Source organism: Streptococcus sp. Marseille-Q5986, assembly GCF_946902915.1.
Classification (GTDB): Bacteria; Bacillota; Bacilli; order Lactobacillales; family Streptococcaceae; genus Streptococcus.
In genome coordinates, this window is sequence record NZ_CAMPPY010000004.1 from 189,817 (window position 1) to 212,721 (window position 22,905).

Annotated in this window: 23 protein-coding genes and 2 pseudogenes; 18 read left to right on the forward strand and 7 right to left on the reverse strand. The window is 41.9% G+C overall.

Translation table 11 applies throughout. The annotated features are described in order from the left end of the window. Genes OVN21_RS07795 through OVN21_RS07815 form a run of 5 tightly spaced genes read left to right on the forward strand, consistent with a single transcriptional unit; the run spans position 1 to position 4,862 of the window. Positions 1–780, forward strand: a complete 780-nt coding sequence (locus tag OVN21_RS07795; protein ID WP_000026610.1) for a PTS mannose/fructose/sorbose/N-acetylgalactosamine transporter subunit IIC — start codon at positions 1–3, stop codon at positions 778–780. Further along, entirely contained in the window at positions 767–1,585 is an 819-nt protein-coding gene (locus OVN21_RS07800) for a PTS system mannose/fructose/sorbose family transporter subunit IID (RefSeq protein WP_267247973.1), read from the forward strand. The genes OVN21_RS07795 and OVN21_RS07800 overlap by 14 nt, the downstream gene beginning before the upstream one ends. Beyond that, positions 1,585–1,878: a preprotein translocase subunit YajC gene (locus OVN21_RS07805; RefSeq protein ID WP_000381737.1), complete on the forward strand. Its 294-nt coding sequence runs from the start codon at positions 1,585–1,587 to the stop codon at positions 1,876–1,878. The genes OVN21_RS07800 and OVN21_RS07805 overlap by 1 nt, the downstream gene beginning before the upstream one ends. 21 nt (positions 1,879–1,899) lie before the next feature. Continuing rightward, positions 1,900–3,801, forward strand: coding sequence for an alginate lyase family protein (locus tag OVN21_RS07810; protein WP_267247974.1), 1,902 nt, complete (start codon positions 1,900–1,902; stop codon positions 3,799–3,801). Positions 3,802–3,860: 59 nt separating this feature from the next. Further along, positions 3,861–4,862 (forward strand): LacI family DNA-binding transcriptional regulator, encoded by a 1,002-nt coding sequence (locus OVN21_RS07815; protein ID WP_267247975.1) that lies wholly within the window; start codon positions 3,861–3,863, stop codon positions 4,860–4,862. A 110-nt stretch (positions 4,863–4,972) separates the two neighbouring features. On the opposite strand, the gene OVN21_RS07820 is transcribed toward OVN21_RS07815, so the two are convergent. The 3 genes from OVN21_RS07820 to OVN21_RS07830 are packed head-to-tail and all read right to left on the reverse strand — an operon-like array spanning position 4,973 to position 6,070. Continuing rightward, positions 4,973–5,308: a hypothetical protein gene (locus OVN21_RS07820; RefSeq protein WP_267247976.1), complete on the reverse strand. Its 336-nt coding sequence runs from the start codon at positions 5,306–5,308 to the stop codon at positions 4,973–4,975. A 10-nt stretch (positions 5,309–5,318) separates the two neighbouring features. Then, the gene (locus OVN21_RS07825) at positions 5,319–5,861 is read right to left on the reverse strand and encodes a DUF3278 domain-containing protein (RefSeq protein ID WP_267247977.1); all 543 of its coding nucleotides are present in this window, start codon (positions 5,859–5,861) and stop codon (positions 5,319–5,321) included. Positions 5,862–5,875: 14 nt separating this feature from the next. Continuing rightward, positions 5,876–6,070, reverse strand: coding sequence for a helix-turn-helix transcriptional regulator (locus tag OVN21_RS07830; RefSeq protein ID WP_001082470.1), 195 nt, complete (start codon positions 6,068–6,070; stop codon positions 5,876–5,878). Positions 6,071–6,231: 161 nt separating this feature from the next. On the opposite strand from OVN21_RS07830, the gene rsmH reads away from it, so the two are divergent. From rsmH to mraY, 4 genes are read left to right on the forward strand one after another with little or no spacing between them, the layout of a single operon-like run. After that, positions 6,232–7,182: a 16S rRNA (cytosine(1402)-N(4))-methyltransferase RsmH gene (gene rsmH, locus OVN21_RS07835; protein ID WP_267247978.1), complete on the forward strand. Its 951-nt coding sequence runs from the start codon at positions 6,232–6,234 to the stop codon at positions 7,180–7,182. Between the two features lie 10 nt (positions 7,183–7,192). After that, positions 7,193–7,510, forward strand: a complete 318-nt coding sequence (gene ftsL / locus OVN21_RS07840) for a cell division protein FtsL (protein ID WP_195217259.1) — start codon at positions 7,193–7,195, stop codon at positions 7,508–7,510. Positions 7,511–7,513: 3 nt separating this feature from the next. Then, positions 7,514–9,769, forward strand: coding sequence for a penicillin-binding protein PBP2X (gene pbp2X, locus OVN21_RS07845; RefSeq protein WP_267247979.1), 2,256 nt, complete (start codon positions 7,514–7,516; stop codon positions 9,767–9,769). A gap of 1 nt (position 9,770) precedes the next feature. Next, on the forward strand, positions 9,771–10,751 hold the full coding sequence (gene mraY, locus OVN21_RS07850) for a phospho-N-acetylmuramoyl-pentapeptide-transferase (RefSeq protein ID WP_267247980.1): 981 nt from the start codon (positions 9,771–9,773) through the stop codon (positions 10,749–10,751). Positions 10,752–10,946: 195 nt separating this feature from the next. On the opposite strand, the pseudogene OVN21_RS07855 reads toward mraY, so the two are convergent. The 4 genes and pseudogenes from OVN21_RS07855 to sstT form a co-directional block, all read right to left on the reverse strand. Next, positions 10,947–12,119: pseudogene (locus tag OVN21_RS07855) on the reverse strand (IS110 family transposase). 289 nt (positions 12,120–12,408) lie between these two features. Beyond that, positions 12,409–12,939, reverse strand: a pseudogene (locus tag OVN21_RS07860) (transposase); the annotation flags it as partial. A 589-nt stretch (positions 12,940–13,528) separates the two neighbouring features. Then, the gene (locus tag OVN21_RS07865) at positions 13,529–14,482 is read right to left on the reverse strand and encodes an aromatic acid exporter family protein (RefSeq protein ID WP_267247981.1); all 954 of its coding nucleotides are present in this window, start codon (positions 14,480–14,482) and stop codon (positions 13,529–13,531) included. A 49-nt stretch (positions 14,483–14,531) separates the two neighbouring features. Then, positions 14,532–15,743: a serine/threonine transporter SstT gene (gene sstT, locus OVN21_RS07870; RefSeq protein WP_267247982.1), complete on the reverse strand. Its 1,212-nt coding sequence runs from the start codon at positions 15,741–15,743 to the stop codon at positions 14,532–14,534. A 150-nt stretch (positions 15,744–15,893) separates the two neighbouring features. Between sstT and OVN21_RS07875 the strand changes: the two genes are divergently transcribed. The 9 genes from OVN21_RS07875 (at position 15,894) to OVN21_RS07915 (ending at position 22,579) form a co-directional block, all read left to right on the forward strand. Then, positions 15,894–16,454 carry a mechanosensitive ion channel family protein gene (locus OVN21_RS07875; protein WP_001150568.1) on the forward strand — a complete coding sequence of 187 codons (561 nt, stop codon included), beginning with the start codon at positions 15,894–15,896 and terminating at the stop codon, positions 16,452–16,454. Between the two features lie 57 nt (positions 16,455–16,511). Continuing rightward, on the forward strand, positions 16,512–17,420 hold the full coding sequence (locus OVN21_RS07880; RefSeq protein WP_267247983.1) for a magnesium transporter CorA family protein: 909 nt from the start codon (positions 16,512–16,514) through the stop codon (positions 17,418–17,420). A gap of 13 nt (positions 17,421–17,433) precedes the next feature. Further along, on the forward strand, positions 17,434–17,961 hold the full coding sequence (locus tag OVN21_RS07885; RefSeq protein ID WP_267247984.1) for a YqeG family HAD IIIA-type phosphatase: 528 nt from the start codon (positions 17,434–17,436) through the stop codon (positions 17,959–17,961). 2 nt (positions 17,962–17,963) lie between these two features. Then, positions 17,964–19,070: a ribosome biogenesis GTPase YqeH gene (gene yqeH, locus OVN21_RS07890; RefSeq protein ID WP_267247985.1), complete on the forward strand. Its 1,107-nt coding sequence runs from the start codon at positions 17,964–17,966 to the stop codon at positions 19,068–19,070. 213 nt (positions 19,071–19,283) lie between these two features. Beyond that, on the forward strand, positions 19,284–19,595 hold the full coding sequence (yhbY, locus tag OVN21_RS07895) for a ribosome assembly RNA-binding protein YhbY (RefSeq protein ID WP_267247986.1): 312 nt from the start codon (positions 19,284–19,286) through the stop codon (positions 19,593–19,595). Positions 19,596–19,646: 51 nt separating this feature from the next. Beyond that, entirely contained in the window at positions 19,647–20,276 is a 630-nt protein-coding gene (locus OVN21_RS07900) for a nicotinate-nucleotide adenylyltransferase (protein WP_267247987.1), read from the forward strand. Then, positions 20,276–20,869 carry a bis(5'-nucleosyl)-tetraphosphatase (symmetrical) YqeK gene (yqeK, locus tag OVN21_RS07905; protein ID WP_267247989.1) on the forward strand — a complete coding sequence of 198 codons (594 nt, stop codon included), beginning with the start codon at positions 20,276–20,278 and terminating at the stop codon, positions 20,867–20,869. The genes OVN21_RS07900 and yqeK overlap by 1 nt, the downstream gene beginning before the upstream one ends. Continuing rightward, a complete protein-coding gene (rsfS, locus tag OVN21_RS07910) occupies positions 20,870–21,223 on the forward strand; it encodes a ribosome silencing factor (protein ID WP_267247990.1) in 354 nt (117 codons plus the stop codon). Positions 21,224–21,838: 615 nt separating this feature from the next. Next, on the forward strand, positions 21,839–22,579 hold the full coding sequence (locus OVN21_RS07915) for a class I SAM-dependent methyltransferase (RefSeq protein WP_323744045.1): 741 nt from the start codon (positions 21,839–21,841) through the stop codon (positions 22,577–22,579). The last annotated feature ends 326 nt before the right edge of the window (positions 22,580–22,905 follow it).

Sequence of the window (22,905 nt, forward strand, 5' to 3'; positions counted from 1 at the left end):
ATGTCGATTAATGTATTTCAAGCGATTTTAATTGGATTATGGACAGCTTTCTGTTTTAGTGGAATGCTGTTAGGAATTTACACCAATAGATGTATTGTTCTGTCATTTGGTGTCGGAATTATTCTAGGTGATCTGCCTACTGCTCTTGCAATGGGAGCTATTGGTGAATTGGCTTATATGGGATTCGGTGTTGGTGCTGGAGGTACTGTTCCACCAAACCCAATCGGACCTGGTATCTTTGGTACCTTGATGGCTATCACTAGTGCTGGTAAAGTCAGTCCAGAAGCGGCTCTTGCCCTCTCTACTCCGATTGCTGTGGCGATTCAATTCTTACAAACTTTTGCCTACACTGTACGTGCTGGTGCGCCTGAAACAGCGATGAAGCACTTGAAAAACCATAATTTGAAGAAATTCAAGTTCACTCTAAATGCAACAATTTGGTTGTTTGCCTTTATTGGATTTACCTTAGGTTGCTTGGGTGCCCTTTCAATGGATACCTTGTTGAAACTCGTAGACTACATTCCACCAGTATTGCTTACAGGTTTGACAGTTGCTGGTAAAATGCTCCCAGCTATCGGTTTTGCGATGATCTTGTCAGTGATGGCTAAGAAAGAGTTGATTCCGTTTGTCTTGTTGGGATATGTTTGTGCAGCTTATCTAAACATCCCAACAATTGGTATTGCAATTGTAGGTACTATCTTTGCTTTGATTGAATTTTATAACAAGCCAAAAACAGCGGATCATGTGGTAGAGGAGGAAGCACACGATGACTGGATCTAACAAATTAACAAAACGTGATTATCTTAAAACGTCTTTGCGGGCATTCTTTTGTCAAAATGGATTTAACTATAGTAACTATCAAGGGTTGGGATATGCCAATGTAATGTATCCTGCTTTGAAAAAACACTATGGAGGGGATCAGGAAGGTTTCTACCAAGCCTTGGAAGAAAACTGTGAATTCTATAATACCAATCCACACTTCCTGCCTTTTATTACCAGTTTGCACCTTGTAATGTTGGAAAATGACCGACCAGCAAAAGAAACACGTAACATCAAGATGGCCTTGATGGGACCATTAGCAGGTATTGGGGATTCTCTTTCTCAATTCTGTTTAGCTCCATTGTTCTCAACCATCGCAGCTTCTTTTGCTCAAGAAGGCTTGGTTGTCGGTCCAATCTTGTTCTTCCTTGCGATGAATACGATTTTGACAGCGATTAAATTGTCAACTGGTCTCTATGGATACAAACTAGGAACAACTGTGATTGATAAACTGAGCGAACAGATGGCAACGATTTCTCGTATTGCTAATATTATCGGTGTAACCGTAATTGCTGGTTTGGCAGCGACATCTGTGAAGATTATGGTGCCAATCACCTTTGCTGCAGGGGAAGTTAAAGCAGATGCCAAACAAAGTATCGTCAGTATTCAGGGAATGCTTGATAAGGTTGCTCCAGCTCTTCTACCAGCCCTATTTACACTTTTAGTTTACTACTTGATCAAAGAAAAGAAATGGACAACATATAAACTCGTTATTTTAACAGTTATCATCGGAATTATCGGAAGCTGGCTTAAGATTCTAGCTTAATGGATACAACATTGTTTTATGGAATAGTGATTGTCTTGGCAGTGAGCCCCCTTTTACTGTCAAGCTTTCATTCTATTCGTCAGCAAAAGTTGCTTCGCAAACAGATGGAGCAACGACAAGAGTATTTAGCTTCTTTAACGTCTGGTGATGAAGTGTTGTTATTGTCTGGAATTCATGGAAAAATCATTTCTATCAAAGATGACTTGGTCTCCTTGCAGATTGCAAAAGGAGTCGTCATCTATGTAGAAAAGGAAAGTGTAATGGGAAAGACAAAAGAACTGCTTTTTAAGTAGTTCTTTTTCTGGTAAAAGATAATGAAAGAAGAAAGAAGACAATTTTTTGAAAGAATTGATGGGGACCAATGTCGTGACTATATCTTGTCGCACTGTTCAAAAGACTATGAGAAAGTCAAGCGTTCCTTTGAACGCTTGATGGACAATCGTTTTATGTTTGATAGTCCTTGGGATATGGAGCCTTGTTCAAAAATCCATCAAATCCAGCCGATGGTATGGAATCAAGTATTTGAAGATGATCCAGAATGGGCTTATATGCTCAATCGACAAGAATATCTCTTGCAGTTTATGATAGGGTATCTGGTAGAAGGAGATAAGGGTTATATCCAAAAGTGCAAGTTCTTTCTATTTGATTGGATTGAGCAGGTGAGAGAATTTTCTCCTCAATCCTTGATGACTAGAACCTTGGATACGGGTATTCGTTCCTTTACTTGGTTGAAACTACTCTTGCTCCTCTTGAAATTTGACTTGCTAGAGGAGAAAGAACTAGAGAAAATTTTGGTCAGTCTAGAAAAGCAGATTGACTTTATGAGAAGCCACTATCGCGCCAAGTACACCCTTAGTAACTGGGGAATTTTACAAACGATTCCGATACTTGCAATCTATCATTTCTTTTCAGATAAGATGGACCTAGAAGAAGCTTACCATTTTGCTTCAAAGGAGTTGAAAAAGCAGATCGAGACGCAGATTTTAGAGGATGGAAGCCAGTTTGAACAGTCGATTCTCTATCATGTAGAGGTTTATAAAGCCCTGCTAGACTTGTGTCTCTTGCTTCCAGACTTGCAAGATAGCTTTCAAGAGCTGCTGACAAATATGGCGACTTATATTCAAATGATGACAGGTTTAGATGGACGGACCTTGGCTTTTGGTGATAGCGATTCTACAGAAACGACAGAAATTTTGAGCCTGTCTGCTGTGGTTTTGAACAAGGAAGACCTTCTTAACGGTCTGGAGGTTAAAGTCGATTTGCTTAGCCTCTTGTTCCTGGGGCGAGAAAAGGTCAAGCGACTGCAGGAATTTGAAAAGAGAGCTTGGCAGCCTAAGTCCATGATCTTTGAAGACTCTGGACATGTCTGCATTAAGGATGAACATCGTTATCTATTTTTCAAAAACGGTCCGCTGGGAAGTGCCCATAGCCATAGTGACGAGAATAGTTTTTGCTTACAGTATCAAGGCCAACCGATTTTCATAGATACTGGGCGTTATTCTTATCGTGAGATAGATGAACGTTATCTCTTAAAGAGTGCTTGGAGTCATTCGACCTGCATTGTAGATGGGAAAGCTCCGGAAAGAATCACGGGATCCTGGGAATATGAATACTATCCTCACTCCCTGTTTTGTCACCATAAAGAAAGGGAGGGAGTGCATTATATTGAGGGAGCTTATTGGTCAGCAGAACCTGATTTGCCCTATCTTCACAGGAGAAAAATCCTCATGTTGGCAGAGGATGTGTGGCTCTTGGTAGATGACATCAGGTGTCAAGGTCGGCATGAGGCGTTGACTCAGTTTATCCTTGACAAGGATGTGGCCTATCAAGATGGGAAAATCAATCAGTTAAAACTATGGAGTGAAGTTGATTTTGATTTGGAAGATACCATTATTTCTCCTAAATACAATGAGCTTGAAAAAAGTAGCAAACTCACGAAACACCAATTCTTTGAGAATCAGATGCTGGATTATACCATCATTGCACATGAGGGTTTTGAAATCACCCGTCATTCTGTCTACCAGACAGACGGTCATGAAGTAGAAAATGCTCTGGCTTTTGAAGTGAAAAATGACGAAACAGACAAACTGATTCTGTTATTAAGCGAGGATATTTGTATAGGTGAAAAATTATGCCTCGTTGGCGGAACAAAAATGCGTGGAAAATGTCTAGTATATGATAAAATAAATGAGAGAATGATTCGCTTGCAGTGCTAGAAATAGGCTTTTTGAACAGCGGATACGTTATAATAAGTATTAGTAGGAGAGGTTTTAGATTGGAGAAGAAACTGACCATAAAAGACATTGCAGAAATGGCTCAGACCTCAAAAACAACCGTGTCATTTTACCTAAACGGGAAATATGAAAAAATGTCCCAAGGAACACGTGAAAAGATTGAAAAAGTTATTCATGAAACAAATTATAAACCGAGTATTGTTGCGCGTAGCTTAAACTCCAAACGAACAAAATTAATTGGTGTTTTGATCGGTGACATTACCAACAGTTTCTCAAACCAAATTGTTAAGGGAATTGAGGATATCGCCAGCCAGAATGGCTACCAGGTAATGATAGGAAATAGTAATTACAGCCAAGAGAGTGAGGATAGATATATTGAAAGCATGCTTCTCTTGGGAGTAGACGGCTTTATTATTCAGCCAACCTCTAATTTCCGAAAATATTCTCGTATCATCGATGAGAAAAAGAAGAAAATGGTCTTTTTTGATAGTCAGCTCTATGAACACCGGACTAGCTGGGTCAAAACCAATAACTATGATGCCGTTTATGACATGACCCAGTCCTGTATCGAAAAAGGTTATGAGCATTTTCTCTTGATTACAGCGGATACGAGTCGCTTGAGTACTCGGATTGAGCGGGCAAGTGGTTTTGTGGATGCTTTAACAGATGCTAATATGTGCCACGCCAGTCTAACCATTGAAGATAAGCATACGAATTTGGAACAAATTAAGGAATTTTTACAAAAAGAAATCAATCCCGATGAAAAAACTCTGGTATTTGTCCCTAACTGTTGGGCCCTACCTCTAGTCTTTACCGTTATCAAAGAGTTGAATTATAACTTGCCACAAGTTGGCTTGATTGGTTTTGACAACACGGAGTGGACTTGTTTTTCTTCTCCAAGTGTTTCGACGTTGGTTCAGCCCGCCTTTGAAGAAGGACAACAGGCTACAAAGATTTTGATTGACCAGATTGAAGGCCGCAATCAAGAAGAAAGGCAACAAGTCTTGGATTGTAGTGTGAGTTGGAAAGAGTCGACTTTCTAAGATGAAAGGGAAATGACTTGCAACCTCTGTTAAGAAATAAAAGAATCCCATCTAGCATGAGCTGGATGGGATTCTTTGTCTATAAAATGAGAAATTATGGGAGTAGTCTCCTAAATCAACTGTTTTTGATCTACTTCTTTAACTACTTGATAAAAGTTATAGAAGTAGGCCAAACTTGAGATGATGGTTACGACTAGGAATATTAGAAATTTCCATTGGACAGGGTTGGTTAAAAGTTGTGGAAAGGATATGAGGAAAAAGAAGAGGGCGGCGTTGAGGACAGGTATCCGTTTTGATTGCATTTTCTCAAGTCCCTTATTTAGCGCAGGAAGAAAGAGGAGTAGGAGTATTAAAACAGTATGTGAAACAGCTCCTGAAATAAGGGCGAAGGAAAGGAAAATACTGATAAAAACATGACTGATCAGTAGTCTAGCTAGTGATTTCATAAGGCACCTCCTAGTCGTCTTCTTGGTCTTTCTTTGCCTTTCGAATGCGAAGAGAGACGACAATTTGCATCATCAGTCCAAAAAAGAACGCTCCCAGTATAGTTTTTAAAATATGTTTTGAATTCAGAAGAGAACTGATGAAATTTGGATTTTCACTTGTTAGAGTATCGATGAGTGGCACTATAAAAAATATCGCTATGCCATAGATCAGACCGGCTCTTAGACCCGGAAAATGTAGCTGTTTACTTTCTTTTTGGCTTAACATTTCGGGATCAATAGCTGTGATGCCCGTTTTCTTGGTTTGGGAGACCACATAGAGGGCAGCCATCATCGAAATGCCAAACACCACGAGAGGATAGCCGATAGCGACAATTTGCGGGTATTTATAAGCAAGGATAAAGGGAATGAGATTGCCAAATGTCATCAGATAAAAGAGGACAATAAAGACCTGATTCCCGATACGATCGGCTTCGCGCCGTTTGTGTTCGTCAAGGGGACCAGAAATGCCGTATGTGCGTTTGATGAGTTTTTCAGTGAGAGTTTCTTTTTTCATTTGTTTGCTCCTTTTTAAAAATCGTCTTCCCAAAAGAGACTGTTAAGGTCAGTTTGGAGGCTGCGGGCGAGATTGAGACAGAGTTCCAAGGTTGGATTGTACTTGTCATTTTCAATCATGTTGATGGTCTGTCTCGAGACACCGATATCTTTGGCGAGTTCGAGCTGGGAAATGCCCAGTTCCTTGCGGAATTCTTTAACACGATTCATAGGATCTCCTTTCTGATATGTCGTATATATTTGACTATATTATATTCTTTTGAGGGTAGAGTGTCAAGTATATATGACATATTTTTGTGAATTTTTTCGAAGAAACTTAGCCTTGTCTGACAAGTGCAAGCTGGTCGGATTTGTGGTAAAATAGATAGGATATGACAAAAGAATTTCATCATGTAACGGTCTTGCTTCATGAAACGATTGATATGCTTGACGTAAAACCTGACGGTATCTACGTTGATGCGACTTTGGGTGGAGCAGGCCATAGCGAATATTTATTAAGTAAATTGAGCGAAAAAGGGCATCTTTATGCCTTTGACCAGGACCAAAATGCTATTGACAATGCGCAAAAACGGTTGGCACCCTATATCGAAAAGGGGATGGTAACCTTTATCAAGGATAACTTCCGTCATTTGCAGGCACGTTTGCAGGAGGCTGGTGTCCAGGAAATTGATGGAATTTGTTATGACTTGGGAGTGTCCAGTCCTCAGCTAGATCAGCGTGAACGTGGCTTTTCTTATAAAAAGGATGCGCCACTGGATATGCGGATGAATCAGGAAGCTAGTCTGACGGCCTATGAGGTGGTGAATCATTATGACTATCATGACTTGGTTCGGATCTTTTTCAAGTATGGTGAGGATAAATTCTCTAAACAAATTGCCCGTAAGATTGAGCAAGCGCGTGAGGTGAAATCAATTGAGACAACGACGGAGTTGGCAGAGATTATTAAGTCTGCCAAGCCTGCCAAGGAGCTCAAGAAAAAGGGACACCCTGCCAAGCAGATTTTCCAGGCTATCCGAATCGAAGTCAATGATGAGCTGGGTGCGGCAGATGAATCCATCCAGCAGGCTATGGATATGTTGGATCTGGATGGTAGAATTTCAGTGATTACCTTTCATTCCTTAGAAGACCGCTTGACCAAGCAATTATTCAAGGAAGCTTCAACAGTGGAAGTTCCCAAAGGCTTGCCCTTCATTCCAGATGAACTTAAGCCTAAGGTGGAATTGGTATCCCGTAAGCCAATCTTGCCAAGTGCCGAAGAGCTAGAAGCCAACAACCGTTCGCATTCAGCCAAGTTGCGCGTGGCTAGAAAAATTCACAAGTAAGAGGAAAAACATGGCAGAAAGAATCGAAAAAACAAGCCAGTTATTGCAAACGAAGTTTAAAGGTTTTTCACGTGTGGAAAAGGCCTTCTATGTTTCGATTGCTGCAACAATGATTATTCTGGCAGTTAGCGTTGTGTTTATGCAGACCAAGCTATTACAAGTTCAGAATGAATTGACCAAGGTCAATGCTCAAATCGAAGAAAAGAAAACCGAGCTAGACGATGCCAAGCAAGAGGTCAATGAATTGATTCGTTCAGAACGTTTGAAAGAAATTGCAAACTCAAAGGATTTGCAGCTGAATAACGAAAATATCCGAGCAACGGAGTAAGAAATGAAACAGTGGAAAGAAAAAATCATCCGTTATGCCGTTCGTAATCGTAAATCTCCAGAAGAAAACCGCAGAAGAGTAGGGAAAAGCCTGAGTTTATTGGCTGTCATACTCTTCGCTGTCTTTTTGGTCAACTTTGCGGTCATTATCGGAACGGGTAAAAAATTTGGTAAGGACTTGGTTCAAGAAGCCAAAAAGGTTCACCAAACAACTAAGATGATTCCAGCCAAGCGTGGGACCATCTACGATCGTAATGGTACGCCTATTGCTGAGGATGCGACTTCGTATAATATCTATGCCGTTATTGACAAGACCTATAAGTCAGCAACAGGTAAAATCCTCTATGTAGAGGATTCTCAATTTAATAAGGTAGCTGAAATTTTCCATAAGTATCTGGATATGGAGGAGTCCTATGTCAAAGAACAGCTTTCTCAGCCAGCTCTAAAACAGGTATCCTTTGGTACCAAGGGAAATGGGATTACCTATGCCAATATGATGGCTATTAAAAATGACCTCAAAACTGCTGGCGTTGAGGGAGTTGACTTTACAACCAGCCCTAACCGTAGTTATCCCAATGGACAGTTTGCTTCTTCCTTTATCGGTTTAGCGCAACTTCATGAAAATGAGGATGCTACCAAGAGCTTGATTGGAACATCTGGTTTGGAGAGTTCTTTAAATAGCATTCTGGCGGGTACAGATGGGATTATCACCTATGAGAAGGATCGTCTGGGAAACATCGTTCCGGGTACCGATCAAGCTTCCCAACAAACGGTAGATGGAAAGGATGTGTACACAACCCTTTCTAGTCCCTTACAATCCTTTATGGAAACGCAGATGGATGCCTTCCAGGAAAAGGTAAAAGGCAAGTATATGACGGCTACCTTGGTCAGCGCTAAAACAGGGGAAATCCTGGCTACAACCCAACGACCGACCTTTAACGCAGATACCAAGGATGGCATCACAAAAGACTTTGTCTGGCGTGATATCCTTTATCAAAGTAACTACGAGCCAGGATCGACCATGAAGGTGATGATGTTGGCCTCAGCTATTGATAACAATACCTTCCCTGGTGGGGAATACTTTAACAGTAGTGAATTGAAAATAGCAGATGCGACCATTCGAGACTGGGACGTCAATGAAGGATTGACCAGTGGTGGCACCATGACCTTCTCTCAAGGATTTGCCCACTCAAGTAATATCGGGATGACCTTGCTTGAGCAAAAGATGGGAGATGCAACCTGGCTGGACTACCTTAACCGCTTTAAGTTTGGGGTACCGACCCGTTTTGGTCTGACAGATGAGTACACAGGTCAATTACCCGCGGATAACATTGTCAATATCGCCATGAGTTCATTTGGACAAGGGATTTCTGTTACCCAGACCCAGATGCTTCGTGCCTTTACAGCCATTGCCAACGATGGGGTTATGTTGGAGCCGAAATTTATCAGTGCCCTCTATGATCCAAATGACCAGTCTGTTCGTAAGTCTCAAAAGGAAATCGTCGGAAATCCTGTGTCAAAAGCGGCAGCTTCCTCTACTCGGGATTACATGGTCATGGTCGGGACAGATCCTGTCTATGGTACCATGTACAACCACAGTACAGGAAAACCAAATGTCAATGTTCCGGGACAGAATGTTGCTCTGAAATCAGGGACTGCTCAGATTGCCGATGAGAAGAATGGAGGTTACCTGACAGGTGAAACCAACTATATCTTCTCTGTTGTGTCGATGCATCCTGCAGAAAATCCTGACTTTATCCTCTATGTAACGGTGCAACAGCCAGAGCATTATTCGGGTGTTCAGCTGGGAGAGTTTGCCAACCCGATCCTTGAGCGAGCTTCTGCTATGAAAGAATCCCTCAATCTTCAGTCAACTGCTAAGAACTTGGATCAGGTCAGCAAGACGACAAGCTATGCTATGCCGGCTACCAAGGACTTTACTCCGGGATACCTAGCAGAGGAATTGCGCCGTAACCTTGTCCAACCAATCGTTATCGGAACAGGAAACAAGATTAAGGATCTCTCGGTTTCTGAAGGAGATAATTTGGAAGCCAATCAGCAAATCTTGATCCTGTCAGATAAGGTCGAAGAAATGCCTGATATGTACGGCTGGACAGATGACAATGTGCAAACATTTGCCAAATGGCTGAATATAGAAGTCGAGTGGGAAGGTAGTGGCAAAACGGTCAAGAAACAAAGTGTCCGTGCCAATACAACCCTCAAAGACATTAAAAAAATGAAAATAACTTTAGGAGATTAAGATGATTAGTTCCATTAGTGCTGGAGTTCTAGCCTTTCTATTGACCTTGATAGGTATTCCAGCCTTTATCCGATTTTATCGCAAAGCACAGATTACGGGTCAGCAGATGCACGAGGATGTTAAGCAACACCAAGCTAAAGCTGGGACTCCAACCATGGGAGGTCTTGTCTTCATGAACGTTGCAGTAGTAGTGAGCTTCCTTGTCGCTCTCTTTACCCAACAATTGACCAACAATGTAGGCATGATTTTGTTTATCTTGGTTTTGTATGGTTTGGTAGGCTTTTTGGATGATTTTCTCAAGGTCTTTCGTAAGATTAACGAAGGCTTAAATCCCAAGCAAAAACTTGCTCTCCAGCTCCTTGGAGGAGTGATTTTCTACCTCTTTTATGAGCGTGGTGGCGACATGCTTTCAGTCTTTGGCTATCAAGTACATCTGGGTATTTTCTATATTTTCTTTGCCCTTTTCTGGCTAGTTGGCTTTTCAAATGCGGTGAATCTGACTGACGGGATCGACGGCCTAGCAAGTATTTCAGTAGTGATTAGCTTGTCAGCCTACTGTGTGATTGCTTATATGCAAAATCAACTGGATATTCTTCTTGTGATTCTTGCCATGATTGGTAGTTTGCTAGGTTTCTTCGTCTTTAACCACAAACCTGCCAAGGTCTTTATGGGAGATGCGGGAAGTTTGGCTCTTGGTGGAATGCTGGCAGCAATCTCTATGGCGCTCCACCAAGAATGGACCCTTTTGCTGATTGGGATTATCTATGTCTTTGAGACAAGCTCTGTTATGATGCAAGTTACCTACTTCAAATTTAGTGGTGGGAAGCGTATTTTCCGTATGACACCTGTGCATCATCATTTTGAGCTTGGAGGATTCTCAGGCAAGGGCAATCCTTGGAGCGAGTGGAAAGTTGACTTCTTCTTTTGGGGAGTTGGGCTTCTAGCAAGTCTCTTGACCTTAGCCTTTTTATACCTACTGTAAAACTAACTTTTGAATACAAAATTGGCTCTTTTCTACTATTTGTCAAGTATAACAAGAGCTTTAAGTAAAAAAGAGATAAGACAGTAGCTATTCTGAGGTTACTGTCTTATTTTTACCACTTATTGCTCCATGCTAAAAAACACCTCATCTGGTATTTTTGAAACAAGGTGTTATAATAATACGGCATAGACAGCCTTATCGATTTTGGGTCAGAGAGTAATCGTAAAGTTTGTTATGCGTAATGAGGTAATACATTGTTCGAATGAGACGATGTATAGAGGCAATCGCATGTGGCTTGGTTGAAGCTATTGTTGCTTGTCTTTTTCGTTTCTCATAAAAGTCGGCGATATGGCAGGGATTGGTATGACGAGCTGAAGCGATGTTATGAATGGACTTGAACAAGATTTTTTTGGCAGAGGGATTCCCTCGTTTAGTAATGTGTTCCTTGGCTTGGCGAGAAAGTTCCCAGATTCATAGTGTCTCAGGTCAATGCCAATGAAAGCGTTGCTTTGATTGGTAGACTGAAAGCGACGAATATCTCCCAATTCGCCAATGATAGATGTCGCTGTGGTTTCTGCGATGCCAGAAATTGAACGTAAGATGTCATACTCTGGTAAAGGCTGAGCTAGAGCGACCATGTCATCTAAGACAAGCTGTCTGCGTTCAGAAAGACGAAGCAATTTTTGAGCATAGAAACGAAGCTCTTCCAGCATTGGAGAGATTTTCTTGACCGCACAAAAAGATTGTTTAGCGAGTTTTATAAGTTTATCAGTCAGGTAAGCAATAGGCTTTTCAGGGATTCGTTTGGAGGTAGATTGACGGACGATTTTCCACAATTCACTTTGAGATAGGCTTACTACAAACTCTTTGCATGGAAAAGCCATCACTAAATTCCAATATGGCTCTCCAGTTGGTGTGGATAAGAGATTTTCCAATTCAGGAAAGGTGACTTGTAAGACCTTGTGTAGACGGTTTTTAGCTCGAACAATGATTTTGATAGAAAGGACTTAAATCACGCAGGTGTTGATGCACGTAAGTTTGTTTACGATTGTGCACAAGCTGAGAATGAGCCAACTTTTCAGCGTCAATTTTGTCTGTTTTACGAACTCGCAGACTGTCCAATTGCTTCTTAGCTTCCAGAGGATTCAGCTGTGTATAAGCGTAGTCGTATTCCTCAAGAAAGGCTCGAAGACGCCTAGAATAGACAAATATAATCTCAGGGTTATGAACAGTTTTCAAGTCGTTCAAAAGACGATTGAAGCTAATGGGGTCATTGAGCCTAGTGTAGCCATGACTCTTCTCACCGTTGACTAAAATTGCCACTTCAGAACTTGCCTTACTCACATCAATCCCAAATACTGTAGGCATGATATTACCTCTTTTGTCTTGAATAATTCCGTGTTTTAGTGATTTTATTTTCAATACGCGACGTCTAGCACCAAAGAGCCCTACGACTTTACAAGACACCTTTACTTTAACATAAAGAAAAAGTAGTGAGTACTCTCTCCCGTCGGAGATTTTCTCACTACTAATCTTAGAATGTTTGTCAACTGTAGTGGGTTGAAGTCAGCTAAGAACGAGAAAGAACCTAAGACAAACTAGTTCTCAACCACAAAAAGCTAGAGATTTCCAATTGCAGAACTCTAGCTTTTTCATTTTAAGTCGTTCTCTTATTGTATTTTAGGAGCTTATTTGCCATAAGTACCAATCCCATGTCAATTCTCACTTGACGCATCCCTCTCAGATTACCTCTCTTGTACCCCAAACAAGCCTTTATCTGTCCAAAGACAGGTTCCACATCAATCTTGCGTTGAGCGAAAATCTGTCTACCTTGGGGAGATAAAAGCGCCTGGCATTCTTTATTTTTTAAGTGCTGATAGCCTTCATTCATATACAGTCCCTTTTGAGGAGCTGATTCAGATTCATCAGCGTAGTAAACCTTGATTTCCTCTTGAAAGTCCGTCTCTGTTTTCTGATGTTTGATAGGGCGAAAACGATAACACCAGCCATCAGGATGTGTGTAGCTATCCTCCTTGCCATTATAGTACCAATTCCCTAAGTTTCTAGCTGACTGTGTATACCTTCTCTTTTGTTCCTTATCAAACATGGCATATTTCATCAGATGGTTCACCTCCTTTTCATCTAAACGAAGGAGGTTCTCTTCACTTCCATATCCAGCATCTGCGACAACTGTCTTTAGGTCATGTGGATAGGTTTCAAGTAAGGGGAGAAGAGTCTTGGTATCTGTATCTGTTTTGGAAAAGCTGTTGCGACCTACAAAAGTTTCTTGATCCTTCTCCTATTTTTCAGCACGTACTGAAAAATCATCTTTGACTTTAGGCAAGATTTTCTTGAGTTTCCGACCTTTGGTTTTACGCTCATCTTTTCCTTTAAGGAGTGTCTCCTCCATGTCTTGGCAATTCTTCTTCAAGGACGTGAGAGAGTTCAATCAACTGCCCTGAGGAGATAGGCTCTTGTGTCTCTAGTTCGATAGCTTGATGGATAAGAGGAATGATTTCTTCTTGACAATAAATCTGGATCTGTTCTTGCAGTTTGACGGAAAACTTGTCCGTTGCTTTTTTGGGGATAAGAGACTATTGTCCTAGGTTCTAGGCGCTCCACTAGGCAAAAGATTTTTCTAATTACTCTCTAAATTCTACATGGATAAATAAGGTGGGTTAGACTAATTTCTGTGCAGTAAAGATAATTGGAGTTAAGGGAAAACAAGAACCTCAGAAGTGTTCACCTGTTGTGAATTCTCTGAGGTTCTTTGCATTCTAGTTTCCATATTTCTGGTAAAAATCGACCTTGACCTGGATAAAGGTTTCGGCTTCGCGTAGTAGTTGCAGGAGGGTAGCACGGGTTTCAAACTCCTCACGTGTTTTAGGGAGACTCCGATTGCGGAAGACTTGCAGATAGCGTTCAATGTCATCAAGTAGGCCATGAGCAGGATTGGTCTGACTTAGCTGGGCAGCAATCTTCGAAAAGAGCTGGGCCAAAATCAAACTCTCGCTTGCGGCCAGATGACAGGTATTGATCTGCTGGGCCATATTTCGCAGGATACGACTTTGTCTCTGTCTCATCTCAAAGTAGTGGATGTGGTAGTCCGTCTGGTGAAAGAGGTGGTCCGAGTGATCCAAATAAACCAGTTTGAGAGCTTCATCGAGGAGGTTGTCTAATTCATCAACAAGTTGGGCTTGATTGCGTCCGTCTCCTCTTGACAGATAGTATTTAAAACGAAGCAGGATGTCTTTTAACTTTTCTTCGACCTGAAGATGGTAGCTTTGGATGGCTTTCTCGCGAGAGGGCATGTAAAGGTTGACCAATAGAGCAAAGCTTGTCCCGATGAGAAAGAGGAGCACTTCATTAAGCAAGAGCTCTGGGGAAGTAGACTCCCGTACCAAGAGATGACCGACCAAGACACTGCTAGGGGTGATACCGATTTCCCAGCCCATTTTGTAAGAAAGAGGGACATAGAGAGCCAGATAGAGGCCCAGACTCCAGATGTGAAAGCCCGTCAGCTGAAAGGCTAGAACACCGATAGCGAGCGCTAGGAGCATGGAAAAGAGGCGGTTACGTGCTAATTTTAGCGTGCTTCTGCGCGTGTCGGAGAGGCTTAATAGGGCGATAATTCCAGCTGAAACTGCTGATGATAAATCTAAAAAATAAGCGAGAAAACAAGCGAGACAGGTCGCTAAGATCAGTTTTGTCGTACGTTGAGTGAGGGACATGAAAATTTCCTAAACTAATAGAATCAAGTGTTTAACGAGGAATCAGAGACTAGGGACGAATTTTTCGGTTTGTAGCATACTCGGCAACCGCTGTAAAGAGAACATCTGTTGAAGAGTTCAGGGCTGTTTCGCAGGAGTCTTGAACGACCCCAATCACAAATCCGACTCCGACAACCTGCATAGCCAAGTCGTTGGAAATCCCAAAGAGGCTACAAGCGACAGGAATGAGGAGAAGCGATCCCCCAGCAATTCCAGATGCCCCGCAGGCAGAAATGGCAGCCACTACACTGAGCACAAATGCTGTCCCAAAGTCTACCGAGATTCCGAGTGTATTGACAGCAGCCAGAGTCAGGATGTTAATGGTAACGGCAGCGCCGGCCATATTGATGGTCGAACCAAGGGGGATGGAGACAGAGTAGGTATCAGGATTCAGCCCCAAGTCTTGGCAGAGTTTCATATTGACAGGGATATTGGCAGCAGAGCTACGAGTGAAGAAGGCTGTAATACCACTGACGCGTAGGCATTTCAAAACAAGGGGATAGGGATTTTTCCTCATAAAGAGAAAGGCGATGAGTGGGTTGACGATGAGAGCAACAAAAGCCATGGTAGTAATCAAAAGTCCTAGGAGGACACCGTAGTTTGCCAGACTGGCAATGCCCTTGTCTGAGATGGTCTTAAACACCAAGCCTAAAATTCCAAAGGGAGCTAGGTTGATAATCCACTCGACAATTTTAGAGGTGACATCCGCCATGGTTCTCAGTAATTCTTTACTGTGTTTACTTGCCTCTCTCATAGCTAAGCCAAAGATGACTGCCCAAGAGAGAATCCCGATATAGTTGGCTTCAACAATAGCATTTAAGGGATTGTCCACCAGTTTGAGCAAGAGGTTGCTGAGGACTTGACCGATACCGTCAGGAGCAGCAACTTCTGTATTTGCGCTGGTCAGAGTGATTTGTACAGGCAGTAAGAAACTAGCTAGAACGGCCACCAATGCAGCAGCAAAGGTTCCGAGCAAGTATAGGAAAATAACTGTCTTCATATTGGTGTTTTGCCCCTTTTGGTGTTGAGAAAGGGCATTGGCAACAAGGGCAAAAACTAGAATAGGAGCGATGGCTTTCAGTCCGCCTACAAAGAGGTCTCCAAGCAGACCAATTCCTGTAAGGTTTGGGAAGAGCATCCCCAATGTAGCTCCAAAAATCATTCCAATAAGGATTCGTTTGATGAGGCTTGCCTTTGTCCAGGCTCTAATGATTCGTTTCATAGCAGTCTCCTTTAAAATGTATTGTTTATAATTATAGTATAAATATGCTATAGAGGCAAGTGATATTTTGAAAATAGAGATGATAATTGAATAATTATGAAAGAAAAGAGAAGGACGATTTTATGGTATAATAGGAAAAAGGAGTTTTATATGCAAGATTTTTTTCAACGCTATTTTGATAAACTTGATTTAACAACCATCTTAGAGAATCTCTTGACCAAGGTGATTTCTCTTTTGATTTTGTTTCTGCTATTTTATATAGCTAAAAAGATGCTTCACGCTACTGTCCGAAAGATTGTCAAGCCCTCACTTAAATTTTCAAATCGAGATGCAGGAAGACAAAAGACCATTTCTCGTTTGCTGGAGAATGTCTTTAACTACATTCTTTATTTCTTTTTGATCTACTGCATCCTGTCTATTTTAGGATTGCCAGTTTCTAGCCTCCTTGCCGGTGCGGGGATTGCTGGTGTAGCCATTGGTATGGGAGCACAAGGTTTTCTATCTGATGTTATTAATGGTTTTTTTATCCTCTTTGAACGCCAGCTTGATGTGGGTGATGAAGTGGTTCTGACAAATGGACCGATTACCGTCTCTGGAAAGGTCGTTAGTGTAGGAATCCGTACAACACAACTGCGAGGTGACGATCAAGCCCTTCACTTTGTTCCTAACCGCAATATTACCGTTGTTAGTAATTTATCCCGTACTGAATAGTCCGACTATTTTAGCAGATTTGTGGTACAATAGAAGGAGTTTGGTAAAGGAGAGAGTATGCTATTTGTAGAGAAAAAATTAGGTCACGATTGTACTTGGATAGACCTTGATGTGGACAAGATTAAAAATATGGAAGATCTTTCTGACATCTATGGATTGGACAAGGAAACCATCGAGTATGCTCTGGATAGAAATGAACGAGCCCACATGGATTATAACCGTGAAACGGAGACGGTAACCTTTATTTATAATGTTCTCGATTTAGAAAAAGACAAAGAATACTATGAAGCGATTCCGATGACCTTTATCGTTGAAAAACAACGGCTGATTACTATCAGCAATCACAAGAATACTTATGTGATTAAACGCATGGCAATCTACCTTGAAAGCCATGAAATTATTTCAATCTACAAATTTCTTTTTGCCAGTTTAGAGATTATTAGCAATGCTTATTATCCCGTGATTGAAGAGATGGATAAAAGTAAGGATGAAATCAGTGCACTTCTTCGTCAAAAAACAACTAAAAAAAATCTTTTCGCCCTCTCTGACTTGGAAACTGGTATGGTTTACCTGACAGCTGCCGCTAAACAAAATCGTCTCCTCTTGGAACACATTCAAGGGCATGCTCTTTATCGCAATCTTAATGAGGTAGAAAGAGAGCAGTTTGACGATGCTATGATTGAAGCTCATCAGTTGGTTTCAATGACAGATTTGATATCTCAAGTTTTGCAACAACTCTCAGCCTCTTACAACAACATCCTAAATAATAATCTGAATGATAATTTGACAACTTTGACAATTATCTCAGTCTTGCTAGCTATCCTTGCGGTTATTACAGGATTCTTCGGAATGAATGTTCCCTTACCGTTTACAGATGAACCAAATGCTTGGATTTATATTTTGATAGCTAGTCTCATTTTATGGGCAGTCTTAGCTCAATGTTTAAAGAAAATTGCTAGAAATTAAAAAAGGAGCTAGAATGGCGATTGAAAACTATATGCCAGATTTTGCTGTGGAAGCAGTCTATGATCTGACAGTCCCAAGCCTGCAGGCGCAGGGAATCAAGGCTGTTTTGGTCGATTTGGACAATACCCTCATTGCTTGGAACAACCCTGATGGGACGCCAGAGATGAAGCAATGGCTACATGACCTTCGGGACGCGGGTATTCGCATCATCGTGGTCTCAAACAACACCAAAAAACGGGTTCAACGCGCAGTTGAGAAATTTGGGATTGACTACGTTTATTGGGCCTTGAAGCCTTTCACTTTTGGGATTGACCGTGCCATGAAGGAATTTCACTATGAAAAAAATGAAGTGGTCATGGTCGGCGACCAACTCATGACGGATATTCGCGCAGCCCATCGTGCGGGTATTCGCTCGATCTTAGTCAAACCCTTGGTCCAACATGACTCGATTAAAACGCAGATTAACCGGGCTCGCGAGCGCCGTGTCATGCGAAAAATCACTGAAAAGTATGGATCGATTACATATAAAAAAGGAATTTAACTATGGAAGAAATTCTCTGTATTGGTTGTGGAGCAACCATTCAGACGACAGACAAGGCTGGCCTTGGATTTACCCCCCAGTCAGCACTCGAAAAAGGTTTGGAGACTGGTGAAGTTTATTGCCAACGCTGTTTCCGTCTCCGCCATTACAATGAAATCACAGATGTCCAGTTGACGGATGATGATTTCCTCAAGCTCTTGCATGAGGTGGGAGACAGTGATGCCTTGGTGCTCAATGTCATTGATATTTTTGACTTTAATGGCTCTGTCATCCCAGGCTTGCCACGTTTTGTATCGGGCAATGATGTCCTTTTGGTCGGAAATAAAAAAGATATTCTACCAAAGTCAGTTAAACCAGGCAAGATTAGCCAGTGGCTGATGGAGCGCGCCCACGAAGAAGGACTTCGTCCAGTCGATGTTGTCCTGACTTCGGCTCAGAATAAGCATGCCATTAAGGAAGTCATTGACAAGATTGAACACTACCGCAAGGGACGCGATGTCTTTGTGGTTGGGGTGACCAACGTTGGAAAATCAACTCTTATCAATGCCATTATCCAAGAAATCACGGGTGACCAAAATGTCATCACGACTTCGCGTTTCCCAGGGACAACCTTGGACAAGATTGAGATTCCGCTTGACGACGGATCTTATATCTACGATACACCGGGGATCATCCACCGTCACCAGATGGCCCACTACTTGACGGCTAAAAACCTCAAGTATGTCAGCCCTAAAAAGGAAATCAAGCCCAAAACCTATCAACTCAATCCTGAGCAAACCCTGTTTTTAGGTGGCCTAGGACGATTTGACTTCATTGCAGGTGAGAAGCAAGGTTTCACAGCTTTCTTTGGCAATGAGCTCAAACTCCACCGTACCAAGCTTGAAGGCGCTAGTGCCTTTTATGACAAGCACCTTGGAACCTTCCTCACCCCACCAAATAGCAAGGAAAAAGAAGATTTTCCAAAACTAGTCGAGCATGTCTTTACCATTAAGGACAAGACAGATCTGGTCATCTCAGGCCTAGGCTGGGTCCGCGTAACAGGCACTTCCAAAGTCGCCGTCTGGGCACCAGAAGGCGTCGCCGTCGTCACACGAAAAGCCATTATTTAAAATAAAATCACTGAGCGAACAAAGTGAGCTCATAAAAAGATAGTTATTGCCGTGGTGTGATTGCCAATCGTTAGATTGGCAAGGGGCGCAATTGAGACCAAGGCTCAATTGTGAGGTCAGGAAATCCATTTTTCAAAGATGAGATCTTTGGAAAATTAGTTCCGACCGTCCCCCACCACCTAAAATAACTATCAAAAAAACAAGGAAGAAATTATGTCATTAACATCAAAACAACGTGCCTTCCTCAACAGCCAGGCACATACCCTCAAACCCATCATCCAAATCGGGAAAAATGGACTCAACGACCAAATAAAAACCAGCGTCCGTCAGGCTCTTGATGCCCGCGAATTGATCAAGGTTACTCTCTTACAAAACACAGATGAAAACATCCACGAAGTAGCTGAAATCTTGGAAAAAGAAATCGGTGTGGATACTGTCCAAAAAATCGGACGCATCTTGATCTTGTTTAAACAATCCAGCAAGAAAGAAAATCGCAAGATTTCTAAAAAAGTAAAAGAAATTTAACCACCATACTCCAAACAACTGTTTTTACAGAGAAATAAAGGAGACTAGCCTATGGCAATCGAATTATTGACTCCCTTTAGCAAGGTAGAGTTGGAGCCAGAAATCAAGGAGAAAAAACGAAAACAAGTCGGGATTTTAGGGGGAAATTTTAACCCTGTTCACAATGCCCATCTTATCGTTGCGGACCAAGTACGGCAACAGTTGGGACTGGATCAAGTTCTGCTTATGCCTGAGTACCAACCTCCCCATGTAGATAAAAAGGAAACCATCCCCGAGCACCATCGTCTCAAGATGCTTGAGTTAGCGATTGAGGGGATTGAAGGCCTAGCCATTGAAACAATCGAGTTAGAGCGCAAGGGCATTTCCTACACCTACGACACCATGAAGATTTTGACCGAGCAACATCCAGACACGGATTATTATTTCATTATTGGGGCTGATATGGTGGACTATCTGCCTAAATGGTACCGAATTGATGAGCTAGTCGACATGGTTCAGTTTGTAGGGGTTCAGCGTCCGCGCTACAAGGCAGGGACTTCCTATCCCGTTATCTGGGTGGATGTGCCCCTCATGGACATCTCGTCCAGCATGGTGCGTGACTTCATTGCTCAAGGTCGGAAGCCCAACTTTCTCCTACCTCAGCCAGTGCTAGACTACATCGAGAAGGAGGGGCTCTACTGATGGCCTATCAAGACTATATCAACTGCTCTCGCGAGGCTTTGTTGGAAAAAATGGCAGAGCTTCTACCTGAAAAACGTTTAACTCATTGCTTGGGTGTGGAACGTGCAGCCATAGAACTGGCCCAGCGATTCGGTGTGGATACTGAGAGAGCAGGTCTAGCAGGTCTTCTTCATGACTATGCTAAAAAGCAGTCAGATCAGGAATTTCTGGTTTTGATTGACCGTTATCAACTAGCCCCTGACCTCAAAAACTGGGGCAATAATGTCTGGCATGGCATGGTTGGCATCTACAAGATTCAGGAAGATTTGGATTTGCATGATTCAGAAATCCTGCGAGCTATTGAAATCCATACAGTCGGTGCTGGTCAGATGACAGACCTAGATAAAGTTGTCTACGTCGCAGATTATATCGAGCACAATCGTGCCTTTCCAGGAGTGGATGTGGCGCGTGAAATTGCAAGTTTGTCACTTAATAAGGCAGTGGCCTACGAAACAGCTCGTACCGTGGAGCATCTAGCTCATAAGGGATTCCCCATCTATCCCCAAACCCTTGAAACCTATAACGCCTTTGTGCACTATTTGAAAGAGGACTAAATGAACGAAAAAGAATTACTAGAACTAGTCGTGAAAGCGGCTGATGAGAAACGTGCGGAGGATGTCCTCGCACTTGACGTACAAGATTTGACCAGCGTGACGGACTACTTTGTCATCACTAGCTCGATGAATAGCCGTCAGTTGGACGCTATCGCTGATAATATCCGTGAAAAAGTAGCTGAAGCAGGCTTTAAAGGTAGCCATATCGAAGGCGATGTAGCTGGAGGTTGGGTATTACTGGACCTCGGCGCTATCGTTGTGCATATCTTCTCAGAAGAAATGCGTGCCCACTATAACCTAGAAAAACTATGGCATGAGGCAGAGTCGGTAGATTTATCTGAAACTCTGACCTAGAAGATGACTTGAACTTCGGATGGGAATTGCTTTGAAATTCGACAATGTATTGAGATTATTCTTGTTTTCTGAGTGAGAAGTGAGAAATTACCTAGACTTTCCGTTGTGATAAAACTTCTTGAAACGATAATGTTTCAAGAAGTCGGTAGTTTTGAGAGTAAAACAGTTCGGGGAACTGTTTTAGCCTGAGTTTAGAGATGAAAAACGAAGGGCTCAAAACTAAGTCTTGGAACTTCGAAGAAGGTCGCAGACGTCCGAAATCACCTAAGGAAAGTCTTAAAAAGACTTTGTCTTCAATCGAACTCAGTTGCAGTCAACTGGGTTTTATTTGCTTATTTTAGAAAAAAAGGATAGAAAGGTAAGGGGTGCTGTGTTTGGTTCATTTCAAAACCGAACACGAGCTAAAAGCTGCGAGAAAAAGAATACTTCCTTTGTGTTTTATGATAGGGCAGAAAATTTCCTATTTTCTCCGTGCTTTTAGCGCTCTTTGTATCTTAGAAAGGATTTGAACCCGTCCTGTAATCGTCGGAAAATAGATAGCCTTCCTTGGAGCTCGGCTCCATCGTCAAGCTCCTAATTTTCATTCCGACTACGGGCGGACTTGGTATCATGATTATGGCAACTTATGAAACCTTTGCGGCTGTTTACGATGCTGTGATGGATGATAGTTTATACGATAAATGGACGGATTTTTCTCTGCGTCATTTGCCTAAGACCAAGGAGAGAAAGAAGCTTTTGGAACTGGCTTGTGGAACAGGCATTCAGTCTGTGCGCTTTTCTAAAGCTGGTTTTGATGTGACAGGACTTGACTTGAGTGCGGATATGTTGAAGATTGCGGAGAAGAGAGCGGCTGCAGCCAAGCAAAAGATTGATTTTATTGAAGGCAATATGCTGGATTTGTCCAAGGCAGGTCGATACGATTTTGTTACGTGTTACTCGGATTCAATCTGCTACATGCAGGATGAGGTGGAAGTAGGGAACGTCTTTAAGGAAGTGTATAATGCCCTCAACGAAGATGGAGTATTTATCTTTGATGTACATTCGACCTACCAGACGGACGAGGTCTTTCCAGGCTATTCTTACCATGAAAATGCGGAAGATTTTGCCATGCTCTGGGATACCTACGAAGATGCGGCGTCTCACGCCATCGTCCATGAGCTGACTTTCTTTATCAAGGAGGCGGACGGTTCCTTTAGTCGCTACGATGAAGTGCATGAGGAGCGGACTTATGAGATTCTGACCTATGATATTTTGCTGGAACAGGCCGGTTTCAAGTCCTTCAAACTTTATGCGGATTTTGAGGACAAGGAGCCAACAGAAACCAGCACCCGTTGGTTTTTTGTCGCGCAGAAGTAAGAGATGTAGTTTATAATGGTTTGGATGTTTTCGGGATATTTTTTATTTTATTTAGTGAAATTTTATTATAAAACATGGAATATGAAACAAATTAGTGTTTTTTTAAATTCAATAAAGAAAAATTTAAAGGAACTGTATTCAAGCGACTGGGAATTTTTTAGTAATCAGTCATTGTCAGTAAAAATAATCAAAATTTTATTGCTTGTGCTAGGAGTGATAATTGTATTCAACAGTTATAGACGATACGATAATTTACACTGTTTCACAATACGTTGAAATTTAGAGCTTTAAAGCGAGAGCAAAGTTGACTTTTTACATCGTTTTAC

Coding starts and splice junctions, on each gene's coding strand:
- OVN21_RS07795 (WP_000026610.1), top strand. CDS start 1: ATGTCGATTAATGTATTTCAAGCGATTTTAATTGGATTATGGACAGCT.
- OVN21_RS07800 (WP_267247973.1), top strand. CDS start 767: ATGACTGGATCTAACAAATTAACAAAACGTGATTATCTTAAAACGTCT.
- OVN21_RS07805 (WP_000381737.1), top strand. CDS start 1,585: ATGGATACAACATTGTTTTATGGAATAGTGATTGTCTTGGCAGTGAGC.
- OVN21_RS07810 (WP_267247974.1), top strand. CDS start 1,900: ATGAAAGAAGAAAGAAGACAATTTTTTGAAAGAATTGATGGGGACCAA.
- OVN21_RS07820 (WP_267247976.1), bottom strand. CDS start 5,308: ATGAAATCACTAGCTAGACTACTGATCAGTCATGTTTTTATCAGTATT.
- OVN21_RS07825 (WP_267247977.1), bottom strand. CDS start 5,861: ATGAAAAAAGAAACTCTCACTGAAAAACTCATCAAACGCACATACGGC.
- OVN21_RS07830 (WP_001082470.1), bottom strand. CDS start 6,070: ATGAATCGTGTTAAAGAATTCCGCAAGGAACTGGGCATTTCCCAGCTC.
- rsmH (WP_267247978.1), top strand. CDS start 6,232: ATGACAAAAGAATTTCATCATGTAACGGTCTTGCTTCATGAAACGATT.
- ftsL (WP_195217259.1), top strand. CDS start 7,193: ATGGCAGAAAGAATCGAAAAAACAAGCCAGTTATTGCAAACGAAGTTT.
- pbp2X (WP_267247979.1), top strand. CDS start 7,514: ATGAAACAGTGGAAAGAAAAAATCATCCGTTATGCCGTTCGTAATCGT.
- mraY (WP_267247980.1), top strand. CDS start 9,771: ATGATTAGTTCCATTAGTGCTGGAGTTCTAGCCTTTCTATTGACCTTG.
- OVN21_RS07865 (WP_267247981.1), bottom strand. CDS start 14,482: ATGTCCCTCACTCAACGTACGACAAAACTGATCTTAGCGACCTGTCTC.
- sstT (WP_267247982.1), bottom strand. CDS start 15,743: ATGAAACGAATCATTAGAGCCTGGACAAAGGCAAGCCTCATCAAACGA.
- OVN21_RS07875 (WP_001150568.1), top strand. CDS start 15,894: ATGCAAGATTTTTTTCAACGCTATTTTGATAAACTTGATTTAACAACC.
- OVN21_RS07880 (WP_267247983.1), top strand. CDS start 16,512: ATGCTATTTGTAGAGAAAAAATTAGGTCACGATTGTACTTGGATAGAC.
- OVN21_RS07885 (WP_267247984.1), top strand. CDS start 17,434: ATGGCGATTGAAAACTATATGCCAGATTTTGCTGTGGAAGCAGTCTAT.
- yqeH (WP_267247985.1), top strand. CDS start 17,964: ATGGAAGAAATTCTCTGTATTGGTTGTGGAGCAACCATTCAGACGACA.
- yhbY (WP_267247986.1), top strand. CDS start 19,284: ATGTCATTAACATCAAAACAACGTGCCTTCCTCAACAGCCAGGCACAT.
- OVN21_RS07900 (WP_267247987.1), top strand. CDS start 19,647: ATGGCAATCGAATTATTGACTCCCTTTAGCAAGGTAGAGTTGGAGCCA.
- yqeK (WP_267247989.1), top strand. CDS start 20,276: ATGGCCTATCAAGACTATATCAACTGCTCTCGCGAGGCTTTGTTGGAA.
- rsfS (WP_267247990.1), top strand. CDS start 20,870: ATGAACGAAAAAGAATTACTAGAACTAGTCGTGAAAGCGGCTGATGAG.
- OVN21_RS07915 (WP_323744045.1), top strand. CDS start 21,839: ATGGCAACTTATGAAACCTTTGCGGCTGTTTACGATGCTGTGATGGAT.